Annotated in this window: 16 protein-coding genes; 11 read left to right on the forward strand and 5 right to left on the reverse strand. The window is 73.6% G+C overall.

Going from position 1 to position 20642, the window contains the following annotated elements:
* Positions 1–4 precede the first annotated feature (4 nt).
* The 10 genes from ACZ6W9_RS22690 (at position 5) to ACZ6W9_RS22735 (ending at position 9967) form a co-directional block, all read left to right on the forward strand.
* Positions 5–460 carry a YchJ family protein gene (locus tag ACZ6W9_RS22690; RefSeq protein ID WP_470119490.1) on the forward strand — a complete coding sequence of 152 codons (456 nt, stop codon included), beginning with the start codon at positions 5–7 and terminating at the stop codon, positions 458–460.
* Between the two features lie 113 nt (positions 461–573).
* Entirely contained in the window at positions 574–1389 is an 816-nt protein-coding gene (locus tag ACZ6W9_RS22695) for an NAD-dependent epimerase/dehydratase family protein (protein ID WP_470119492.1), read from the forward strand.
* 256 nt (positions 1390–1645) lie between these two features.
* The gene (locus ACZ6W9_RS22700) at positions 1646–2992 is read left to right on the forward strand and encodes a lanthionine synthetase LanC family protein (RefSeq protein ID WP_470119494.1); all 1347 of its coding nucleotides are present in this window, start codon (positions 1646–1648) and stop codon (positions 2990–2992) included.
* A 456-nt stretch (positions 2993–3448) separates the two neighbouring features.
* Entirely contained in the window at positions 3449–4474 is a 1026-nt protein-coding gene (locus ACZ6W9_RS22705) for an ABC transporter substrate-binding protein (protein WP_389964191.1), read from the forward strand.
* A 143-nt stretch (positions 4475–4617) separates the two neighbouring features.
* Positions 4618–5409, forward strand: a complete 792-nt coding sequence (locus ACZ6W9_RS22710) for an ABC transporter ATP-binding protein (RefSeq protein ID WP_389964478.1) — start codon at positions 4618–4620, stop codon at positions 5407–5409.
* Positions 5402–6457, forward strand: coding sequence for an ABC transporter permease (locus ACZ6W9_RS22715; RefSeq protein WP_470119496.1), 1056 nt, complete (start codon positions 5402–5404; stop codon positions 6455–6457). The genes ACZ6W9_RS22710 and ACZ6W9_RS22715 overlap by 8 nt, the downstream gene beginning before the upstream one ends.
* Positions 6457–7833 carry an LLM class flavin-dependent oxidoreductase gene (locus tag ACZ6W9_RS22720; protein WP_389964185.1) on the forward strand — a complete coding sequence of 459 codons (1377 nt, stop codon included), beginning with the start codon at positions 6457–6459 and terminating at the stop codon, positions 7831–7833. The genes ACZ6W9_RS22715 and ACZ6W9_RS22720 overlap by 1 nt, the downstream gene beginning before the upstream one ends.
* Positions 7830–8354, forward strand: a complete 525-nt coding sequence (locus ACZ6W9_RS22725; protein WP_389964182.1) for an NADPH-dependent FMN reductase — start codon at positions 7830–7832, stop codon at positions 8352–8354. The genes ACZ6W9_RS22720 and ACZ6W9_RS22725 overlap by 4 nt, the downstream gene beginning before the upstream one ends.
* A 164-nt stretch (positions 8355–8518) precedes the next feature.
* Positions 8519–8998 carry a flavin reductase family protein gene (locus ACZ6W9_RS22730; RefSeq protein ID WP_389964179.1) on the forward strand — a complete coding sequence of 160 codons (480 nt, stop codon included), beginning with the start codon at positions 8519–8521 and terminating at the stop codon, positions 8996–8998.
* A 351-nt stretch (positions 8999–9349) separates the two neighbouring features.
* Complete coding sequence (locus ACZ6W9_RS22735) at positions 9350–9967, forward strand: nucleotidyltransferase domain-containing protein (RefSeq protein ID WP_389964176.1); 618 nt, start codon at positions 9350–9352, stop codon at positions 9965–9967.
* A 65-nt stretch (positions 9968–10032) separates the two neighbouring features.
* On the opposite strand, the gene ACZ6W9_RS22740 is transcribed toward ACZ6W9_RS22735, so the two are convergent.
* Both ACZ6W9_RS22740 and ACZ6W9_RS22745 read right to left on the reverse strand, forming a co-directional pair.
* On the reverse strand, positions 10033–11043 hold the full coding sequence (locus ACZ6W9_RS22740) for a sporulation protein (protein WP_389964174.1): 1011 nt from the start codon (positions 11041–11043) through the stop codon (positions 10033–10035).
* 131 nt (positions 11044–11174) lie between these two features.
* Positions 11175–11879 carry a TetR/AcrR family transcriptional regulator gene (locus tag ACZ6W9_RS22745; protein ID WP_389964171.1) on the reverse strand — a complete coding sequence of 235 codons (705 nt, stop codon included), beginning with the start codon at positions 11877–11879 and terminating at the stop codon, positions 11175–11177.
* 108 nt (positions 11880–11987) lie between these two features.
* On the opposite strand from ACZ6W9_RS22745, the gene ACZ6W9_RS22750 reads away from it, so the two are divergent.
* Positions 11988–12722: an SDR family oxidoreductase gene (locus ACZ6W9_RS22750; protein WP_389964168.1), complete on the forward strand. Its 735-nt coding sequence runs from the start codon at positions 11988–11990 to the stop codon at positions 12720–12722.
* A gap of 59 nt (positions 12723–12781) precedes the next feature.
* Here ACZ6W9_RS22750 and metH read toward each other — a convergent pair whose 3' ends face one another.
* The 3 genes from metH to ACZ6W9_RS22765 form a co-directional block, all read right to left on the reverse strand.
* Positions 12782–16657 (reverse strand): methionine synthase, encoded by a 3876-nt coding sequence (metH, locus tag ACZ6W9_RS22755; protein WP_470119500.1) that lies wholly within the window; start codon positions 16655–16657, stop codon positions 12782–12784.
* A 329-nt stretch (positions 16658–16986) separates the two neighbouring features.
* Positions 16987–19119: an SF1B family DNA helicase RecD2 gene (gene recD2, locus ACZ6W9_RS22760; RefSeq protein WP_470119502.1), complete on the reverse strand. Its 2133-nt coding sequence runs from the start codon at positions 19117–19119 to the stop codon at positions 16987–16989.
* A 138-nt stretch (positions 19120–19257) separates the two neighbouring features.
* Positions 19258–20280 (reverse strand): LacI family DNA-binding transcriptional regulator, encoded by a 1023-nt coding sequence (locus tag ACZ6W9_RS22765; protein ID WP_389964148.1) that lies wholly within the window; start codon positions 20278–20280, stop codon positions 19258–19260.
* Positions 20281–20642 lie beyond the last annotated feature (362 nt).

Here is a 20642-nt window from a genome sequence, read left to right on the forward strand (position 1 = left end):
GGGCGTGTCCCGACGCAGCTCACGCTCCCCGCGCCCGTCCGCCGCCTCCGCCGGTCCCTGCCCGTGCGGGCTGCCCGCGCCGTACCGCGACTGCTGCGGACGGCCGCACCGGGGGGAGACCGCCGCGCCCACCGCGGAGGCGCTGATGCGCTCGCGGTACAGCGCCTTCGCCGTCGGCGACACGGCGTACCTTCTGCGCACCTGGCATCTGCGGACCCGCCCGCCGCGTCTCGACCTCGACCGCTCGCTGCGGTGGACCGGCCTGGAGGTCCTGGAGACGACCGGCGGCAGCGCGTTCCACACCGAGGGCACCGTGCGCTTCCGCGCCTGCTACGTGGAGGGCGGAGCCGAGGGGCGGCTGGAGGAGCACAGCCGTTTCGTCCGCGAGGAGGGCGCCTGGGTGTACGTCGGGGCGCTCCCGGACCCGTCCGCGAGTCCGGTGGGCGATCCGCGGCTTTAGCGGGGTTCACGAAACCGGCCGCCGGATGGGTTCCGGGCCGCCGCGACGGGACGACCGGCCCGGCGGGCCGCGTGATCGGAAGATGTCGGTGGCCGCTGCCATAATCCCGGTCCATGACAGTTGAGAGAGTCGTGCTCACCGGCGCCGCCGGCCGGGTCGGATCCGTGCTGCGCGAGCCGCTGCGGCGCCGGTTGCGCCGGCTGGTCTCGGTCGACCGGGAGCCGCTGACCGCCCAGGGGCCGGACGAGGAGATCCGCCGGGCCGACCTGGCCGACATCGAGGACGTGGCCTCGGTCATCGAGGGCGCCGACGCGGTCGTGCACCTGGCCGGGGTGCCGGACGAGGCGCCGCTCGCCGACCTCCTGGCCGGCAACGTCCTGGGCACCCACCACGTGCTGGAGGCGGCGCGCCGTACGGGGGTCGGGCGCGTGGTGCTGGCGAGCAGCAACCGGTTGACCGGCTGCTATCCGGCCGCGCAGCCGGTCTCTGCGTCGGCGCCGCCCCGCCCCGACGGGCTGTACGGCGTCAGCAAGGTCGCCGTGGAGGCGCTGGGCCGGCTGTACGCCGACAAGTTCGGCCTGTCGGTGGTGTGCCTGCGCATCGGCAGCCTCGAACCCGAGCCGAGCGAGCCGCGGCACCTGGCCACCTGGCTGAGCCCGCGCGACTGCGCCGGGTTCGTCTGGGCCGCGCTGACCCGGCCCGGCGTCACCTTCACCGCCGCGTACGCGGTCTCGGCCAACACCCGCCGGTACTGGGAGCTCGACGACGGGCTCGGCTACCGGCCCCTCGATGACGCCGAGGCGTACGCCGGCCGGATCCCCGGGGTGGCGGAGTACTACGCCGTCGGCCCGCTCCAGGGCGGCGACTTCGCCACCGCCGAGTACACCCTTCGCCACGCCTTCGGCCGGGAGCCGGCCGAAGGGTCCTGAGGGCGGCCGCCGGGCCGGCCGGTTCGGGTCGCGGGCCGGCCGGCCCGGGGCGCGCCGCCCGAGACGGCGCGGCGCCCGATGGAGGGCCGGGCGGCTGACGCCGGCCGTCCTCCGCCGTCCCGGCGGGGTTGTGAGGAGGGCCGGCCTCTGCTTTGGGAGCGCCGGCGATCAGGAAGTCGGGCAGGGGCATCGTCGTCCCTCGGCACGCCGTGATGAATACCGGTCTTCCCTACCAATTTTGTGGGATAGTTTGACCATGGGCCTGGATCCGACGCGCTCATCGAGCGCCCGCGCCGAGACGCCCCTGACCGCCGCCATCATGGCCGGCCGCTGGATCCGATCGGCGGCCGTCGACGACGGGCGAGGGCGGTACTGGCGGGCCAACCCCGACCCGCGCGGCAGGTCGGCGCTCTCCCCGGAGCCCGGCTCGCTCTACGCCGGGGCGGCCGGGATCGTGCTGTTCTTCCTCGAACTCGCGGCCGCCACCGGCCACGAGGCCTACCTGGACGACGCCCGGGCCGGGGCCCGCCGCCTCGCCGCCACCTGGCGGGAGCAGCAGGACGTCTCCCTCTACCACGGTCTGGCCGGAACGGTGTTCGCGCTGGCGCAGGCGGGCTGGGTGCTCGGCGACGAGGAGTTCGAGGAGGCGGCCCTGGCCGCCGCCGGCCGGATCGTCCGCGCCGCGCGTCCCGTGCGCGGCGGCCTCGGCTGGTCGCGCGAGCCCGCCCAGCGGGGCGACGGCGGGGTGGTGCTGGGCCTGCTGCACGCCGCCGCCGTCCTCGGGGCTCCCGCCCTGGAGGAGACGGCCGTCGAGGCGGGCGAGCGCATCGCCGGGCAGCCGGTGCCCGGCCATCTCTTCGGCGACTGTCCCGGCCTGCCCGCCGACGCGGTCACCCCGGGCTTCCTGTCCGGTACGGCCGGCACCGCCTTCCTGCTCGCCCGGCTGTACGGCGTCACCGGCGACGTGCGGTTCCTGGAGGCCGCGCGGCGGGGGGCGGACTTCGTCCGCGCGGTCAGCGTCGTCAGCGGCGAGTGCGCGGTCGTCCCGCACCACCTGCCGGAGGGCCGCGGCCTGCACTACCTCGGATTCTGCTCCGGCTCGGCCGGTGTGGCGAGGATGTTCCACGAGCTGTACCGGGTGACGGGCGAGGCGTCCGACCTGGAGTGGGTGGAGCGGCTGGCGCGCGGCGTCATGCGCAGCGGCGTGCCGTACCGGCGCGCGGCCGGGTTCTGGAACTCGGCCTGCCAGTGCTGCGGTACCGCCGGCCTGCTGGAGCTGTTCGTCGGGCTGTGGTCCGAGACCGGGCGGGAGCCGTACCTGGAGTTCGCCCGCGGGCTCGCCGACGACCTGATCGGCCGCGCGGACGGCCACGACGGCCGGGGCCTGCGCTGGTACCAGGCGTACCGGCGGCTGCGGCCGGGGGAGGTGTCGGCCGACACCGGCTACATGGCGGGCGCGGCGGGCATCGGCGCAGCGCTGCTGCACCTGGACGCCGCGCTGCAGGGCGGGACCCGGCGGCTCATCCTGCTGCCCGACAACCCGTTCCCGGCCATCCCCGCGCCGGCCGCGGTGCTGCGCCGCGAGGGCGGTCACGGCGGCTGAGGGGCCGTCACGGCCCCGGGTGAGGAGCGGTCGCGTCTCCGGGCGGGGAGCGGCCGCGCCGGCCGGGTGAGGGCATCGGCCACGGGACCTCCGGCGCGCGTGGGCGCGTCATCATGGGCAGGCCCACCCCTATTTCCTGTAATTCTAGTAGGAAAAGTTGACTTATCCGGCGGGGGATCGTAGGTTCGAGGACATGAGCCTGGGGCTTCACCTGACGCGCCGCTCGCACGTGGACTTCTGCCACGTCGCCAGCGCGCAGTGTCGTTGATCGCGGACCATCACCGTCGTTCCAATCGCACTCCACGAGGGCGTACGGCCGGCCTGCCGCCGCATCCGAACCCTCGCGTCCCCGCGTGGCCGACGACGCCCACGCGTCCTTCCCCTCACTTCTCTCCGGCGCGCCCCGCCCGCGGCACGGCGCCGCACGAGCGCGCCCCTCCACGAGGAACCACCCCCGTGATCAGAGCCAGACACGCCCTTCTGTCCCTCCTCCTCGTCGCCGCCCTCGCCGGCTGCGGCTCCGCCTCCGCCTCCGGCTCCTCCCAGCCGGGCGCGCCGGAGGTGACCGAGCTGCGCTACCAGGGCAGCGTCGGCGCCGTCACCTTCCCCGAACTGGCCGAGTCGCTCGGCTACCTCGGGCCGATCAAACTGAAGTGGATCGGCAACACCATCTCCGGCCCGCAGGACATCCAGGCCGCCGCCACCGGGCAGACCGACTTCGGCGGCGCGTTCAACGGCGCGATCGTCAAACTCAAGGCCGCCAAGGCCCCGATCAAGGCCGTGATCGGCTACTACGGCAGCGACGCCGACAGCTACATCGGCTACTACGTCGCCGGCGACTCACCGATCAAGGGCCCCCGTGACCTGATCGGCAAGAAGATCGGGGTCAACACCCTGGGCGCCCACCTGGAGGCCGTGCTCAAGGAGTACCTCAAGCGCGGCGGCCTGACCCCGCAGGAGATCGACAAGGTCGAACTCGTCGTCGTGCCGCCCGTCAACACCGAGCAGGCGCTGCGCCAGGGCCAGATCGACGTGGCCGCGCTGTCCGGCATCCTGCGGGACAAGGCCCTGGAGCGCGGCGGCATCCGCCCCCTGTTCAAGGACATCGACCTGTTCGGCTCCTTCACCGCGGGCAGCGTCGTGCTGACCGAGCGGTTCATCCGGAGCAACCCGAACACCACCCGGAAGTTCGTGGAGGCGTTCGCCAAGGCCGTCGAGTGGACGCAGACCCACTCCCGCCAGGAGGTGATCGCCAGGTACCGGGAGATCATCGCCCGGCGGGGCCGTAACGAGGACCCCTCGACGGTCGGCTTCTGGAAGAGCAGCGGCGTGGCCGCCCGGGGCGGGACGATCGCCGACAAGGACTTCCAGACCTGGATCGACTGGCTGGGACGCGAAGGCGAGATCAGGCCCGGCCAGGTCAGGGCGTCCGACGTCTACACCAACGAGTTCAACCCCTTCGCGAACGGGAGGACCTCGTGAGCGCGCACCTCACCGACAGGGACACCGCGGAGGACATCCCCGCGGACGGCACCGCCGCACCGGCCGCCCCCCGCGCCGCCGCGGAGCGCACCGGGACGGAAGCCGGCGTGCGGCACGCCGGGACGGGGACGGCCGTACGGCCGGTGAAGATCGGGATCCGGGACGTCGGGAAGGTCTTCCGCACCCGCGGCTCGGACCGCCCGTTCACCGCGGTCACCGGGGTGGACCTGGACGTCCGCGAGGGGGAGTTCCTCACCCTCGTCGGCCCGAGCGGCTGCGGCAAGTCCACCCTGCTCGACCTGATCGCCGGACTGACCACGCCGACCAGCGGTGAGATCCTCATCGACGGCCGCGCCGTCGACGGTCCCGGCCTCGACCGGGGCATCGTCTTCCAGCAGTACGCGCTGCTTCCGTGGCGTACGGCCCTGACCAACATCGAGTTCGGGCTGGAGGCCAAGGCCGTCCCGCGGCGGGAACGGCGCGAGCGGGCCCGGCACTACCTGGACCTGGTCGGGCTGACCGGGTTCGAGCACCGCTACCCCCACGAGCTGTCGGGCGGCATGCGCCAGCGCGTCGCGATCGCGCGCAGCCTCGCCTTCGACCCCGACGTGCTGCTGATGGACGAGCCGTTCGCCGCACTGGACGCCCAGACCCGGGAGTCGCTGCAGGAGGAGCTGCTGCGGGTGTGGGAGAAGACGCACAAGACGGTCGTGTTCATCACCCACGGAATCGACGAGGCCGTCTACCTGGGCCAGCGGGTCGCCGTCATGACCTCCCGCCCCGGCCGGATCAAGGAGATCGTCGACGTCCGGTTCGACTCGCGCGAGGGCGACCTGCGCGCCGACCCGGTGTTCGGCGAGTACCGCCACCACGTCTGGAGCCTGCTGCGCAACGAGGTCGCGGCCGGCCGGGAACAGGAGCGGACCGTTGACTGACATCCTCGCCGCACCCGCGACCGGATCCGCACGGGGCGACGCCCCGGCCATCGCCCCGGCTCCGGCGTCAGCCGTCACCCCTGCCGCCACCCCGATCGCGATCCCGGCCCCGAGTCCGGCGTCGGCCGTCACCCCTGCCGTCACCCCTGCCGTCACCTCGGTCCCGGGCCCGATGTCGCCCGCCGTCCCGGAGACCCCTGAAACCCCTGAGAACCTGGAGACCCCGGAGACGCGGGAGAACACCGCGGCCTCGCGGTCCACCCGGCTCGGCGGCCTGGCCCGGCTTGGCCGCCGCGTCAGGCCCGGCCGCCTCGTACGGCGGGCGCCGGCCGTGGTGCTGCTCGCCGCGATCTGGGAGGTGCTGCCCCGGACCGGGGCGGTGGACCCGGTGTTCGTGCCGCCGCTGTCGGAGGTGCTGCGGGCCTGGTACGACCTGCTGCTCGGCGGGCAGCTGCTGGAGCACTTCCAGGCGTCGCTGGTCCGCTCCCTCGCCGGGTTCGGCCTGGCCGTCGTGCTGGCCGTACCGCTCGGGCTGGCCATCGGCTGGTACCGGCCCGTCGCCGACTTCCTCAACCCGGTCCTGGAGATCTTCCGCAACACCTCGGCGGTGGCCCTCCTGCCGGTGTTCATCCTGATCCTCGGCCTGGGGGAGCCGTCCAAGATCGTATTCGTGTTCTACGCCTGCTCCTGGCCCATCCTGCTCAACACCGTCAGCGGGGTCAGGACCGTGGAGCCGCTGCTGGTCAAGTCGGCCCGCTCCCTGGGGCTCGGCCCGCTCAGCCTCTTCCGGAAGGTCATCCTCCCGGCGGCCGTCCCCACCATCTTCACCGGCATCCGGCTGGCGGGCGCCTCCTCGATCCTCGTCCTGCTGTTCGCCGAGATGGTCGGGGCCAAGGCCGGACTCGGCTACCTCGTACAGGACGCCCAGTTCAGCTTCCGCATCCCCGATATGTACGCCGGAATCATCACCATCTCCGCCCTCGGCCTGCTGTTCAACCTGCTCCTGCTCGGCGTGGAGCGGCGATTTTCCACCTGGAGGACCACCTGATGCCCATCCGGACGCTCCACCTCAACGCCTTCCTCATGGGCGTCGGCCACCACGAGGCGGCCTGGCGCCACCCGAGCACCGAACCCGCCCGCCTCACCGACGTCCGGCACTACCAGCAGCTCGCCAGGATCGCCGAGCGGGGCCGGCTCGACTCGGTCTTCCTCGCCGACGGCCTCGCCCTCCAGGGCGACGTCCGGCACAACGCGCTGGGCGGCCTGGAACCGCTGACCCTGCTGGCGGCGCTGGCCGCGGTCACCGACCACGTCGGCCTGATCGCGACGGTGTCCACCACCTACAATGAGCCGTTCCACGTGGCCCGCAAGTTCGCCTCGCTGGACCACATCAGCGGCGGCCGGGCCGGCTGGAACATCGTCACCTCCGCGGGCGAGGCCGAGGCGCGCAACTTCGGGATCGACCGCCCCGCCCACGCCGACCGCTACGCCCGGGCCACCGAGTTCCTCGACGTCGTCACCGGGCTGTGGGACAGCTGGGAGGACGACGCCGTCGTCGGCGACCGCCTCGGGGGCCTCTACGCCGACACCGGCCGGATCCACCCGCTCGACCACGAAGGACCCCACTTCCGGGTCCGCGGCCCGCTCAACACCTCCCGCCCGCCGCAGGGTCACCCGCTGCTGGTGCAGGCCGGCTCCTCCGAGGACGGCAAGGACTTCGCGGCCCGGTACGCCGAGGCGGTCTTCACCGCCCAGCAGACCCTCGCCGACGCCCAGGCGTTCTACACCGACCTCAAGGGCCGCCTCGCCCGGTACGGCAGGGGCCCCGGCGACCTGCTGGTCCTCCCCGGCATCTCCCCGATCATCGGCTCCACCGAGCGGGAGGCGCGCCGGCTGGAAGAGGAGCTGCAGGACCTCATCATCCCCGCGTACGGTCTGGCCCAGCTGTCCCACCTGGTGGGCATCGAGCTGACGGAGGACGCGCTGGACCGCCCCCTGCCGGACGTCTCCGCCGAGACGGAGGGGGCGCAGAGCCGCCGCAGGCTCGTCATCGACCTCGCCCGCCGGGAGAACCTGACCGTGCGGCAGCTCCTCGGCCGCCTCGCGGGCGGCCGGGGGCACCGGGTCGTCGCCGGGACCCCCGAGCGGATCGCCGACGAGATCCAGCTCTGGTTCGAGAACGGCGCCGCCGACGGCTTCAACATCATGCCGCCGGTCCTGCCGTCCGGCCTGGAGGACTTCGTCGACCACGTCGTGCCGGAACTGCAGATCAGGGGCCTGTTCCGGCGGGAGTACGAGGGTCGCACCCTGCGCGACAACTACGACCTGCCCCGGCCGGCCTCCCGCCACGCGCGGCCCTCCGGGGCGGCCACGGTGGGCTCAGCGGGCTCGGTGGAGCCGGTGGACGCGGTGGTGGCCTCGTGACCTCCATCGTGACGCTGGTCGGCAACCCCCGCGGAGGGTCCAGGACGCGGATCGCGGCGATCGCGGCGGCCGAGGCGGTCGGAGAGCGGATCGGGCACGACGGCGCCCACGAGGTCGTGGACCTGTCGGCGCTCGGGCCGCAGCTGCTCGCGCCCGGCCCGTCCGCGGGCGTGGAGGTGGCGCTGGAGCTCGTCGGGGGCGCGGACGTGCTCGTGGTGGCCAGCCCCACCTACAAGGGCACCTACACCGGCCTGCTCAAGGCGTTCCTCGACCGGCTGCCGCCGGCCGCGCTGGCCGGGGTCGTGGCGCTGCCGGTGCTGGTCATGGGCGACCCCCGGCACGCCCTCGCCGTCGAGGTGCACCTGCGGCCCCTCCTGGTGGAGCTCGGCGCGCACGTCCCCACCCCGGGGCTGGCGCTCCTGGAGGCGGAGATCCCGGACCTCGGCGAGGTCCTCGCGCGCTGGACCGGCGGGGTCGCCCCCCAGGTGGCGGCGGCGCTCAGGGAGGGAGCGGGAACATGACGGAGAGCTCGCGAAACCGGTCCCCATCCCAGGGCGGGACCGCGACGAAGACCCCGCGGCGCCGGCCCGTGCCCGTTCCGGTGAGCGGGGATGTGCCGGAGCCATCCCGGATCGTGCCCGTTCCCGTCGGCGGAGGAGCGACGGAAACCCCGTGGGGCGGGCCCGTGGACCACGACACGTTCCGGCGGGCTCTCGCCGTACACGCCGCGGGCGTCGTCGTGATCACCGCGCAGAGCGAGGGCATCCCCGCCGGGCTGACCGCGACCTCGTTCTCCTCGGTCAGTCTGGAGCCGCCGCTGGTCTCCTTCTGCGTGGACCGGGACTCGGCCACCTGGCCCCGGCTGCGGGCGGCGGACCACTTCGCGGTCAACATCCTCGCCGGCGACCAGGCGGCACTGGCCGCCCGGTTCGCCGGCAAGGGCGTCGACCGCTTCGCCGAACCCACCCGGTGGCGTCCCGGGCCGCTCGGGGCGCCGCTGCTGCAGGACGTCTCCGCCCACCTGGTCTGCCTGCCCCACCGGACGGTCGACGTGGGGGACCACATCCTCGTCGTCGGCCTGGTCGCCGAGGCGAGCGTGCACGACCCGGACCTGCCGCTGCTGTACCACCGGGGCCGGTTCGGGCGGTTCGTCGCCCACCCCTGACCCGGTACGGCGCCCCGGAGGGGAGGTCTCCCCCGTGAAGGTCTCCGGCGGCGCCGTCACCGGACGGCCGGGACGCCGCCCGCCGGACTGGGGCGGGCGGCGTCCCGTGGCCGTCATCCCGGGCTGGGGCCGGTCCGTCCCGGTGGATCCGGGCCCCGGCCCCGGCCGTCATCCGGGGCCGGGCCCGCTTCCACCGGCCCCGGCCCCGGCCTCGTTCCCCCGGCCCGGACGCCGGGCCCGGCCGGTCCGCCATCCGGGATCGGTCACCTCACCGATCGCCTCATGAACTTCGCGGTCGGCCGGCTCCCCGACCGCCTTCATCGCTCCGGGGTGATCGGGAAGGATGGCCGGATGACACACGTCGAGGACTCATGGGAGCCGGCGCCCCTGACGGAGGTCGTCCGGCTGTTCCGGGAATCGGCCGTGCCCTGGTGGGTCGGTGGAGGCTACGCCGTGGAACTGGCAGTCGGCCGGTCCTGGCGGGAGCACGCCGACGTCGACATCGGCCTGCTGCGCCGCGATCAGCACGCGATCCGTCGCGTGCTGTCCGGCTGGGACTGTCACGTCGCCGACCCGCCGGGCACCCTGCGGCCCTGGCCGGTCGGGGAGACCCTGCCGGTCGATGCACATGACGTATGGGTGCGCGAACACGCCGGAGGCCCTTGGCGCTTCCAGCTGATGCTGGACGAGTCCGACGGAGACGAATGGGTCTACCGCCGCGACGGACGCATCCGCCGTCTACTGGACTCCCTCACCGTCGCCGACGACGGTTTCCGCCGGCTGGCTCTGGAGGTTCAGCTGCTCTACAAGGCCAGGGGGCGGCGGGCCAAGGACGAGGCGGACTTCGCCGAGGCGCTGCCCACGTTGACCGCCGTGCAGCGGTGCTGGCTGAACGAGGCGCTGGCGATCGAGCACGGTGCCCACCCCTGGCGTGCCTGGCTGGACGACCGGAGCACACGGAACGGCTGAGCGGGCGGGGCAACGGTGCCGGACCGGCCCCGGCCCCGGTCGTCAGCCGGGGCCGGGGCCCGGTGTCAGTCGTCGCCCCAGTCGCCGCCGCCGAAGTCGGCGTCGTCGTCGCCCTCGAAGGCGTCGCCGATCTCGTCGACGATCTCGGCCGCCACGAAACCGCCGACCAGCCCGGCCGCGCCCGCCGCGGCGACGGCCCCGAGGCCGGGCCCGCCGTGATGACCATGGTGCCCGCCGTGCCCGCCGTGCGCGTACGGGTCGTGATGGCCGCCGTGCGCGTAGGGATCATGGTGCCCGCCGTACCCGTGCCCGGCGTGGCCGTGCTGGGACAGGGCGGCCAGCCAGCCGTTGATCTCGGCGGCCCAGTCGCGGTGCGCGGCCTCGTCGTGGCCGACGCGCCAGCGGCCGAAGGAGTCGCCGCCCGAGCCGTGGAAGCCGCCGCGCCGGTCAGCCTCCAGGACGACGTCCATGCCGCCGGGACCGGAGACGAAGGTCAGCTCCACCTCGTTGACCAGGCCCGAGTAGGCGGGCGGCGGGTAGAACTCGATCTCCTGGTAGAACGGCAGCCGCTGGTCGGCGCCGTAGATGTGGCCCTGCTCCAGGTCGGCGCTCTTGAACTGGAAGCCGAGCCGGCCGAAGGCCCCCAGGACCGCCTCCTGGGAGGGCAGCGGCTCGATCTCGACCGGGTCCATGTCGCCCTTGTCCACCGCGCCGGCGACCGCCAGCTCGGTGCGCACGCCCATCGCCATGCCGTGCAGGCGCTGACCGTGGATCTCGGTGATCGGCGCCTCCCACGGGACGGAGAGCTCGAAGGGGATGACGCGGTCCTCGCCGGCGCGCAGCCGGAACGCCCCGGAGACCTCGGCGCGCAGGAACTCCATCAGCCCGACGTGCTCGCCCTCGCCGTGCTCCGCCTCCACCCGGGTGACCAGCCCCAGGGCGACGTACTGGATGTCGGTGTCGAAGTCACCGCCCTTGATCCGCACCTCGCCGCGCAGCGGCCCGCCCGGCCGTACGCGCGGCGTGGCCAGGACCGTGTCCACTGACGGACCCCCGACCCCCAGGGCCCCCAACATGCGCTTGAAGATCACGGCTTCCTCTCCCTGTGACGTCCTGCGTGGTGAACCGTACGCTGAAACGATCAACCGGGGAGCGCGGTTCCCGTCTTTCCCGCCGAGATTCCACCGGGAGGGCGGAGGCGCGGCCGTCACGCCGGGCCGGGGCGGGCGATGCGTTCGAGCCAGCGCAGCAGGAGGGTGGTCTCGGCCGGTTCGAGGGCTTCGGTGCCGGAGAGGAGAAGCTGCGCGTGCAGGCGCAGCGCGGCGGTGCGCAGCGGGTCCGCGTCGTCCTGGACGCCCGTCTCGGCGAGCACGTGCGAGAAGACGGCGTCGCGCATGCGGTGTGACAGCGCGGGGTCGTCGAACAGGTCCGGCCTGGCGATGTGGTCGAGGGCGATCCCGACGGTGGCCGACAGGACCAGCTGGGCGGCGGTCCGCGGCTCGACCCGCAACGCACCCGTCGCGGCGCACCGTACGAGCGTGGCCTCCAGCAGGTCGAAGACGCGGTCACGGGCGGTCGAGCGGGACCACGGCCGGGGGGTGAACATCAGCTGGTACAGCGCCGGGTTCTCCCTCGCGAACGCCATGTGGCCGTCCCAGCCGGCGAGCAGGTCGGCCACCGGGTCGTCCGTCCGCTCCTGGGCGGCCTTGAGCGTGGCGTACCGCTCGTACCCGTGGTCGGCGACGGCGTCGAGGAGTCCTCGCTTGTCACCGAACAGGCGGTAGAGCACGGGCTGGCTCACCCCGACCGCCTCGCAGACCGCGCGGGTGGCGATCTCGTGGTCCGAGGAGGACGCGAGCTGCCGCTCCGCGGCCTCGATCATCGCCGCGCGAAGCGAGTCCGTTCCCATCATGGAATCAATGATAGCGCCCTCTGCTATCAACGATAGGAAACTGTGCTATCTTCATGGCTTAGCGATGATATGTCGGATTCATATCGTTGATACGACCGGGAGGTTCTCATGAGTGAGCAGCGTGTGGCCATCGTCAGCGGCGGCTCCCGTGGCATAGGCCGGGCGGTCGCGAGGACGCTCGCGACGAGGGGCCACGCGGTCGTCGTCGGATATCAGGGGTCGGCCCAGGCCGCGGCGGAGGCCGTACAGGAGATCACGGCGGCCGGTGGCCGGGCGATCCCGGCGCGGGCGGACGTGGCGGACGAGACGGCGGTCGCGGCGATGTTCGACGCGGCGCGGGATGCCTTCGGCGGGGTCGACGTGGTCGTCAACGCGGCGGGGCGGATGTCGCTGTCCCCGATCGCCGACCTCGACCTCGACGACCTGGACGCCCTGCACCGCACCAACATCCGCGGCACGTTCGTCATGGCGCGGGAGGCCGCGCGCCGCGTCCGCGACGGAGGCGCGATCATCACCTTCTCCACCTCCGTCGTCGGCCTGCAACTGCCGGGCTACGGGGCGTACGTCGCCGGCAAGGGCGCCGTCGAGGCGATGACGCTCGTGCTCGCCCGCGAGCTGCGCGGACGGGACATCACGGTCAACGCGGTCGCGCCCGGCCCGACCGCCACCGACCTGTTCCTCGACGGCAAGGACGAGGCCACGATCGAACGGCTCGCCAAGCAGCCCCCGCTGGAACGGCTCGGCACCCCCGGCGACATCGCCGAAGTCGTCGCCTTCCTGGCGGGCCCGGCCGGGCACTGGGTCAACGGGCAGGTCGTGCGCGCCAACGGCGGGATCGTCTGACGAGGTCCGGCCGCCGCCGTCCGGCGGGGACGGCGGCGGCGCGGAGGAGGACCGGAGGGTCAGTCGCCGTAGGCGAGGTTGGGGCGCAGCCAGCGCTCGATCTCGGCGACCGGCAGGCCGCGCCGTACCGCGTAGTCCTCGATCTGGTCCCTGCCCAGCCGCCCGACGGTGAAGTACCGTGACGCCGGGTGGGCGAACATCAGCCCGCTGACGCTGGCGGCCGGGGTCATCGCGAAGGACTCCGTCAGGTCCATGCCGATCCGCCGGGCGTCCAGCAGGTCGAACAGGTCGTGCTTCTGGCTGTGGTCGGGGCTCGCCGGGTAGCCGAACGCGGGCCGGATGCCGCGGAACCGCTCGGCGTGCAGTTCGGCGAGCGACGGGGCGGCGTCCGGTTCGAACCACTCGCGCCGGGCCCGCAGGTGGACCCACTCGGCGAACGCCTCGGCGAGCCGGTCGGCGAGGGCCTTGACCATGATCGACCGGTAGTCGTCGTTGCGGGCCTCGAACCCGGCGGCGAGCTCCTCGGCGCCGTGCACGGTCACCGCGAAGCCGCCGAGGTGGTCACCGGCCGGGGCCACGTAGTCGGCGAGGCACCGGTTGGGCCGCCCCTCGGGCTTGGCGGTCTGCTGGCGCAGCATCGGCAGCCGTACGGCGCCGCCCGTGGTGTCACCGGCGTCCACCACGAGGTCGTCGCCCTCGGAGCGGGCCGGCCAGAAGCCGTAGACGCCCCGCGCCCGCAGTGTGCCCACGGCGATGATCTCGTCGAGCAGCGCGTTGGCGTCGTCGAACAGCTCGCGGGCCACCGGCTGGTCGAGGATCGCCGGATACTTGCCCTTCAGCTCCCAGGCCAGGAAGAAGAACTGCCAGTCGATCATCTCGCGGAGCTCGGTCAGGCTCGGCTCGACGACGCGGACGCCGGTGAAGGCGGGCACGGGCAGGTCGTCGAAGGAGACCCGCTCGGGGTTGGCGCGGGCCCGCGCCAGCGTCAGCATCGGGCTGCGCTCCCGGGAGGCGTGCTGCTCGCGCAGCCGCTCCTGCTCGGCGCGGTTGGCCACGTCCAGCTCCTCGGCGCGGCCCGGGTCCAGCAGGTCGGAGACCACGCCGACCACCCGGGAGGCGTCGAGCACGTGGACCACCGAGCCGCCGTAGGCGGGGGCGATGCGCACCGCGGTGTGCTGGCGCGAGGTCGTGGCGCCGCCGATCAGCAGCGGCAGCCGCATCCCGCGGCGCTCCATCTCGGCGGCGACCGAGGTCATCTCGTCCAGCGACGGGGTGATGAGCCCCGAGAGGCCGACGGCGTCGGCGCCCTCGGCGATCGCGGTGTCGAGGATGAGCGAGGCGGGAGCCATCACGCCGAGGTCGATGACCTCGTAGTTGTTGCAGCCCAGGACGACGCCCACGATGTTCTTGCCGATGTCGTGCACGTCGCCCTTGACGGTCGCGAGCACCACCTTGCCGCTGCCCCGCCCGGCATCGCCGGCCATGCCGCCCGTGCGGGTCGCGGCGCCGCCGGCCACGGCGCCTTCCGTGTCATCCGAAGCGGCCTCGCCCGAAGCCGCGCCGTCCGCGCCGCCTGTGCCGTCCGCCTCACCGGCCTCGGCCGCCGCGAGCCGCGCCCGCTCCTTCTCCGCCTCCATGAACGGCTCCAGGTAGGCGACCGAACGCTTCATCACCCGCGCGCTCTTGACCACCTGCGGCAGGAACATCTTCCCCGAGCCGAACAGGTCGCCCACGATCTTCATGCCGTCCATGAGCGGGCCCTCGATCACGTCGAGGGGCCGGGCCGCCTGCCGCCGGGCCTCCTCGGTGTCCTCCTCGACGAAGTCGGCCACGCCGTGCACGAGCGCGTGCGCCAGGCGCTTCTCCACCGGCGCGTCGCGCCAGGACAGGTCCACCGTACGGCGGGTGCCGCTCCCGCTGACCGTCTCGGCGAACGCGACCAGCCGGTCGGTGGCGTCGGGACGCCGGTCGAAGATGACGTCCTCGACGAGCTCCAGCAGGTCGGCGGGGATGTCCTGGTAGACGGCGAGCTGCCCGGCGTTGACGATGCCCATGTCCAGCCCGGCGCGCACGGCGTGGAAGAGGAACGCCGAGTGCATCGCCTCCCGCACGACGTCGTTGCCGCGGAAGGAGAACGACAGGTTGGAGATGCCGCCGCTGGTCCGCACCCCGGGGCAGCGCTCCTTGATGAGCGGCAGCGCCTCGATGAACGCCTTGGCGTAGCCGTTGTGCTCGGAGATGCCGGTGGCGACCGCCAGCACGTTCGGGTCGAACACGATGTCCTCGGCGGGGAAGCCCGCCTTCTGCGTGAGCAGGTCGTAGGCGCGGCCGCAGATCTCCACCTTGCGCTCGACGGTGTCGGCCTGCCCCTGCTCGTCGAAGGCCATGACGACCACGCCGGCGCCGTGGTCGCGGATGTGCCGCGCCTGCGCCAGGAACGGCTCCTCGCCCTCCTTGAGGCTGATCGAGTTGACCACGCCCTTGCCCTGCACGCACCTGAGCCCGGCCTCCAGCACGCTCCACCGCGAGCTGTCGATCATGATCGGGACGCGGGCCACCTCCGGCTCGGTCGCGATCAGGTTCAGGAACGTCGTCATGGCCCGCTCGCTGTCGAGCAGGTCGGCGTCCATGTTCACGTCGAGGAGGTTGGCGCCGCCGCGCACCTGCTCCAGCGCGACGTCCACGGCGGCCTGGTGGTCGCCCGCCTCGATGAGGCGGCGGAACCGCGCCGAGCCGGTGACGTTGGTGCGCTCGCCGATCATCACGAAACCGGTGTCCTCACCGATCTCGAACGGCTCCAGCCCGCTGAGACGGGTCCGCGCGGGCGGCCCCGGGACCCGGCGCGGGTCGAGCCGGGACACCGCGCCGGCGATCCGCTCGATGTGGCCCGGCGTGGTCCCGCAGCAGCCGCCCACGATGTTCACCGTCCCGGCCGCGGCGAACTCGCCGAGCAGCCCGGCGGTCTCCTCAGGCGTCTGGTCGTAGCCGCCGAATGCGTTCGGCAGCCCGGCGTTGGGGTGGCAGGCCACGTACGTGCCGGCCAGACGTGACAGCTCGGCGACGTGCGGGCGCATCTCCTCGGCGCCCAGCGAGCAGTTCACCCCCACGACAAGGGGGTCGGCGTGCGCGACCGAGGTCCAGAACGCCTCCACGGTCTGGCCCGACAGCGTGCGCCCGCTCAGGTCCACGATCGTCACCGAGATCCACAGCGGCAGGTGCGGGGCGACGTCGCGGGCCGCGGCGACCGCGGCCTTGGCGTTGAGCGTGTCGAAGATCGTCTCGATCAGCAGCAGGTCGACGCCGCCCTCGGCCAGCGCGCCGATCTGCTCGGCGTAGGCGGCGTACACGTCGTCGAACGTGACCGCCCGGTAGGCGGGGTCCTCCACGCGCGGCGACAGCGAGAGCGTGACGTTCAGCGGGCCGACCGAGCCGGCCACGAACCGGCCGCCGGCCTCGTCGGCGGCCTGACGGGCGATCTGGGCGCCCCGCACGTTCATCTCCCGCACCAGCGACTGCAGGCCGTAGTCGGCCTGGCCGATGCTCGTCGCGGTGAAGGTGTTGGTCGTGGTGATGTCCGCGCCCGCGGCGAGGTAGCGGCGGTGGACGTCGAGGACGAGGTCGGGGCGGGTGAGGTTCAGCAGGTCGGGGTCGCCGGTCACGTCGAGCGGGTGGTCGCCCAGGATCTCGCCGCGGTAGTCGGCCGGGGTGAGCCCGGCGCCCTGCAGCATCGTGCCCCACGCCCCGTCGAGCACGGCGATCCGCCGGTCCAGCAGCTCGCGCAGCGCGCGGGTCCGGCCGGCCGCCCGGGTCACCGCCGCGTCCGGCGCGCCGCCGGACGCGGGGGCGGGGGCGTCCGCGGGAGCGCCGGGGGCGGTGTCGCGAGCGTTTCCGAGGGCGTTCTCGGGGCCGTTCTCGCCGGCTGAGGACATGTTCATAGGCTCACCTCCGTTGTCGGAGGCGCCCTTGTCGAACAGGTAGGGGACCGAGCGTGGCGGGTCTTGGCCCGTTGCAGCGCCTCTCGGCCTTTCCGGATCAAGGTTAGCCCGGTCGCCCCCGTCCGGGCCAACTCGTTCCGGTCCGCGGGACGAGATTCGCACGCCAGCGGAAACCGGCGACGCCGTACGGCGGGCCCGGACCGCTCCGGACCGCGCGCGGTCCCGACCCCATACGGCCCGAACCCCATACGGCCCGAACCCCATACGGCCCGAACCTCGCACGGCCCGGAACCCGCTCGGCCGGGACCCGCGCGGGAGGAACCGGGCGGTCAACCCTGGAGCGCCAGGGCGAGGCGGCGGGCGAGGCCGGTGTTGCGGCGCCCGCCGAGCCGGTGGACCGCCGTCTCCAGCGCCTCGCGCCGGCCGACCAGGACCACCCACGCCTTCGCCCGGGTGACCAGGGTGTAGAGCAGCCGGCGGCGCAGCATGACACCCCCGGCCTCGGCGACGATCGGCGCCACCACGAACGGGTACTCGCTGCCCTGCGAGCGGTGCACGCTGACGGCGTAGGCGTGGGTCAGCTCGTCGAGCTCGTCGAAGCCGTACTCGACGACCTGGCCGTCGTCGGTGCGGATCTCGACGATCCGGCTCTCCGGGACGACCTCGGTGACCGTGCCGGTCTCACCGTTGAAGACGCCCTTGTCGTAGTTGTTGCGGATCGGCATGACGCGGTCGCCGACGCGGAAGACCGTGGAGCCCGCCCAGTGCTCGGCCGTGCCGTCGCGGGCGGGGTTGAGCCGCTCCTGGATCATCCGGCCCAGCTCGACGGTGCCGGTGGGGCCCCTGCGCATCGGGCACAGCACCTGCACCTCGCCCGGGTCCACCTTCTGCTTGCGGGGGATCGCCACCGTCGCCAGGTGGACCACCCGCTCGGCGACCTGCTCGGGGTCGTCGAGCTCCTCGAACCAGAAACCGCCGCCGCCGGGGACCGCCGGCACCTCACCGGCCCGGATCCGGTGGGCGGCCTCGATGATCCCGCTGCCCTCGGCCTGGCGGAAGACATGCGTCAGCCGTACCCGCGGGATCTCCTCGACGCGCAGCAGGTCGGCCAGCACGCTGCCGGGGCCGATGCTGGGGAGCTGGTCGCCGTCGCCGACCAGCAGCAGGTGGCTGCCGGAGGGGATGGCCGCGGTCAGGCGGGTGGCCAGGTGCAGGTCCAGCATGGACGCCTCGTCGACCACGATCAGGTCGGCCCGCGCGGGCGTCTCCTGGAACAGCGTGCCCTCCTCCTCGTCGGGCCGGTGGGCCAGCATCCGGTGCACGGTCATCGCGGGCATGCCGACCAGCTCCGACAGCCGCTTGGCGGCCTTGCCGGTCGGCGCGGTGAGGGTCACCGAGCCGCCCGCGGCCCGCACCACCCGGGCGATGGTGCGGACGGTGTGGCTCTTTCCGCAGCCGGGACCGCCGGTGATGATCGAGACGGTGCTGGTCAGCGCCATGTTCACCGCCATCCGCTGGTCCTCGTGCAGCGCGGGGTCCTCGTGGAAGGCGCGCAGGGGGAGCTCCGAGGGCGCCTGCCAGAGCCGCGTCAGGTGGGTGGTCAGCCGCAGCTCGCGGTCGTGGAGGTAGGCGAGGTAGGCGACGGTACGGCCGGCGCCGTCGAGGGACGCCTCGACCACCACCCGGCGGTCGGCCACCAGGGCGTCGACCATCCGCCGGACGACGTCCTCGTCCTGGCCGACCAGCTCCATCGTCTGGGTGACGAGGGCGGTCACCGACAGGTAGCAGTGCCCGCCGCCGGCCGCCGCCGCCTCCAGCCGGTCGAGGATCGCCGCCCTGATCCGCTGCGGGCTGCACTCCGGCACCCCCGACTGCAGGGCGATCTTGTCGGCGGTGGCGAACGCGACCCCCCTGACCTGGCCGATGAGCTGGTAGGGGTCGGCGGACAGGATGGCGGCGGAGTCGGAGCCGAATGCCTGGTAGACCTTGGCGGCCAGCAGCGGGCTGATCCCGAAGCCCTGCAGGACGACCATGAGCGCGGCGATCGCCTTCTGCTCGCGCCACGCCTCGGTGATCTGGCCCTGCCGGGTCGGGCCGATGTTGACGACCTCGCGGAGCCGCTCGGGCTCGGCGTCGATGATCTTCAGTGTCTCCTCGCCGAAGTGGTCGACGATGGCATGGGCCAGCCGCGGCCCGATACCGCGGATCAGGCCCGAGCCGAGGTAGAGGCGGATCGCCCGGACGCCGGACGGCGTGATCCGCTCGCAGCCGTCGACCACGAAGCGCCTGCCGTGCCGGGGGTGCTCGTCCCACCGCCCGGTGAGCCGGAGCGTCTCCCCGGGCTGCGCCCCGGCCAGGGCGCGGCCCGAGGCGACGAAGCCCGAGCCGTCGTCGGCGCTCATCCGGGCGACGGTGTACTCGTCCTCGCGGACGTACACCAGCTGCTCGACGGATGCCTCCATGAGCAGACACTTTAGGCAACGGCACCGACAGGCCGCCGCCGGAGCGGGCCGCGGGTCCGCACCCGGGCCGCGTCACCGAAGCCGTACCGGGGTACGGCCGGCACCCGGCGGGCGGGTGTCAGGCGCGGAGGGCGGGTGTCAGACGGAGGGCGGGGGAGGGGCGGTGCTGGCCCGGGGGGCGAGCCGGGACGCCTCGTCCTCGATCGCCGGGGCGTGCTCCCCGGCGATCAGCGAGAGCAGGGTGCGCGCGGCGTGGGCGCCGTAGGCCGGGATGTCACGGGTCAGCGCGGTCAGCGCCGGCCGCACGACCTGGGACAGGGGCGAGTCGTCCCAGGCCACGATCGACAGGTCGGCGGGCACGTCCAGGCGCATCTCCTGGGCGACGGACAGCCCGGCGACGGCCATGATGTCGTTGTCGTAGATGATCGCGGTGGGCCGTCCGGGGGAGCTGAGCAGGCGGCGGGTGGCGCGGGCGCCCTCCTCGCCGGTGTAGTCGGTGTGCACGATGACCTGGTCGTCCAGGCCCAGCTCCGTGCAGACGGCGGTGAACGCCCGGTCGCGCAGGACGGTGTGGACCAGCCGGGGCAGCCCGGCGACGCGGGCGACGCGGCGGTGGCCGAGCGCCGCGAGATACCGGACGGTCTCGTGGACGGGGGCGGCGTCGTCGGACCAGACGGGGACCAGCGAGCCCGCCTCCGAGGGGTGGCCGAGCACCACGGCGGGCATGCCGAACGTCTCCAGTTCGGGGATGCGCGGGTCGGCGAAGTGCAGGTCGACCAGGATGGCGCCGTCGACGCGGCCCTCGCCCCACCAGCGGCGGTAGGTCTCCATCTCCTGCTCGTGGTCGGTCACCACCTGCAGCATGAGCCCGTAGGAGCGGGCGGACAGCTCGCTCTCGATGCCGCTGATCAGCTCCATGAAGAACGGCTCCATGCCGAGGACGCGCGCCGGGCGGCACACGGCCAGCCCCACGCTGCGCGCCCGCGCGCCGTTCAGCGCCCGCGCGGCGCTGTTGGGCCGCCAGCCGATCTCCTGGGCGATGGCCTTGATCATCGCCCGTTTGGCCTCCGACACCCCGGGGCGGTCGTTCAGCGCGTAGGAGACCGCCACCTTGGAGACACCGGCCCGGCGGGCGATGTCGGCGATCGTCGGCCGCTTCACGACGCCCTCCTGACTGAATCGGTTCGGTTCTGATGTCCACGCGCACCCTACTACCTGCGCGCCCGTGCCCACAGACGGGCCGGACCGCCGCCCCGGACGGGCGGACGGGCGGCGGATCGCCCGGCGTCACCGCTGTTCGGCGTGCGTGACCCGGCCGGGCGCGGACGGGGGCGCGCGGCGGGACGTCTCGAAGGAGTCACGGCTCTTGACATGCCGGACACGCGGAATTTACGTTCTCGGTACTTATCCGGTTCAGTCGCATCCCGGAGCGGTCCGGCCCGCAGGCCGGCACGTCGGCGGGTGTGGCGCGGGTTGCGACACCATCCACCGGCCCGAAGACGGGGAGCGTGTTTTCGCGGCGC

It is taken from the genome of Streptosporangium sp. NPDC053982 (genome assembly GCF_055585205.1).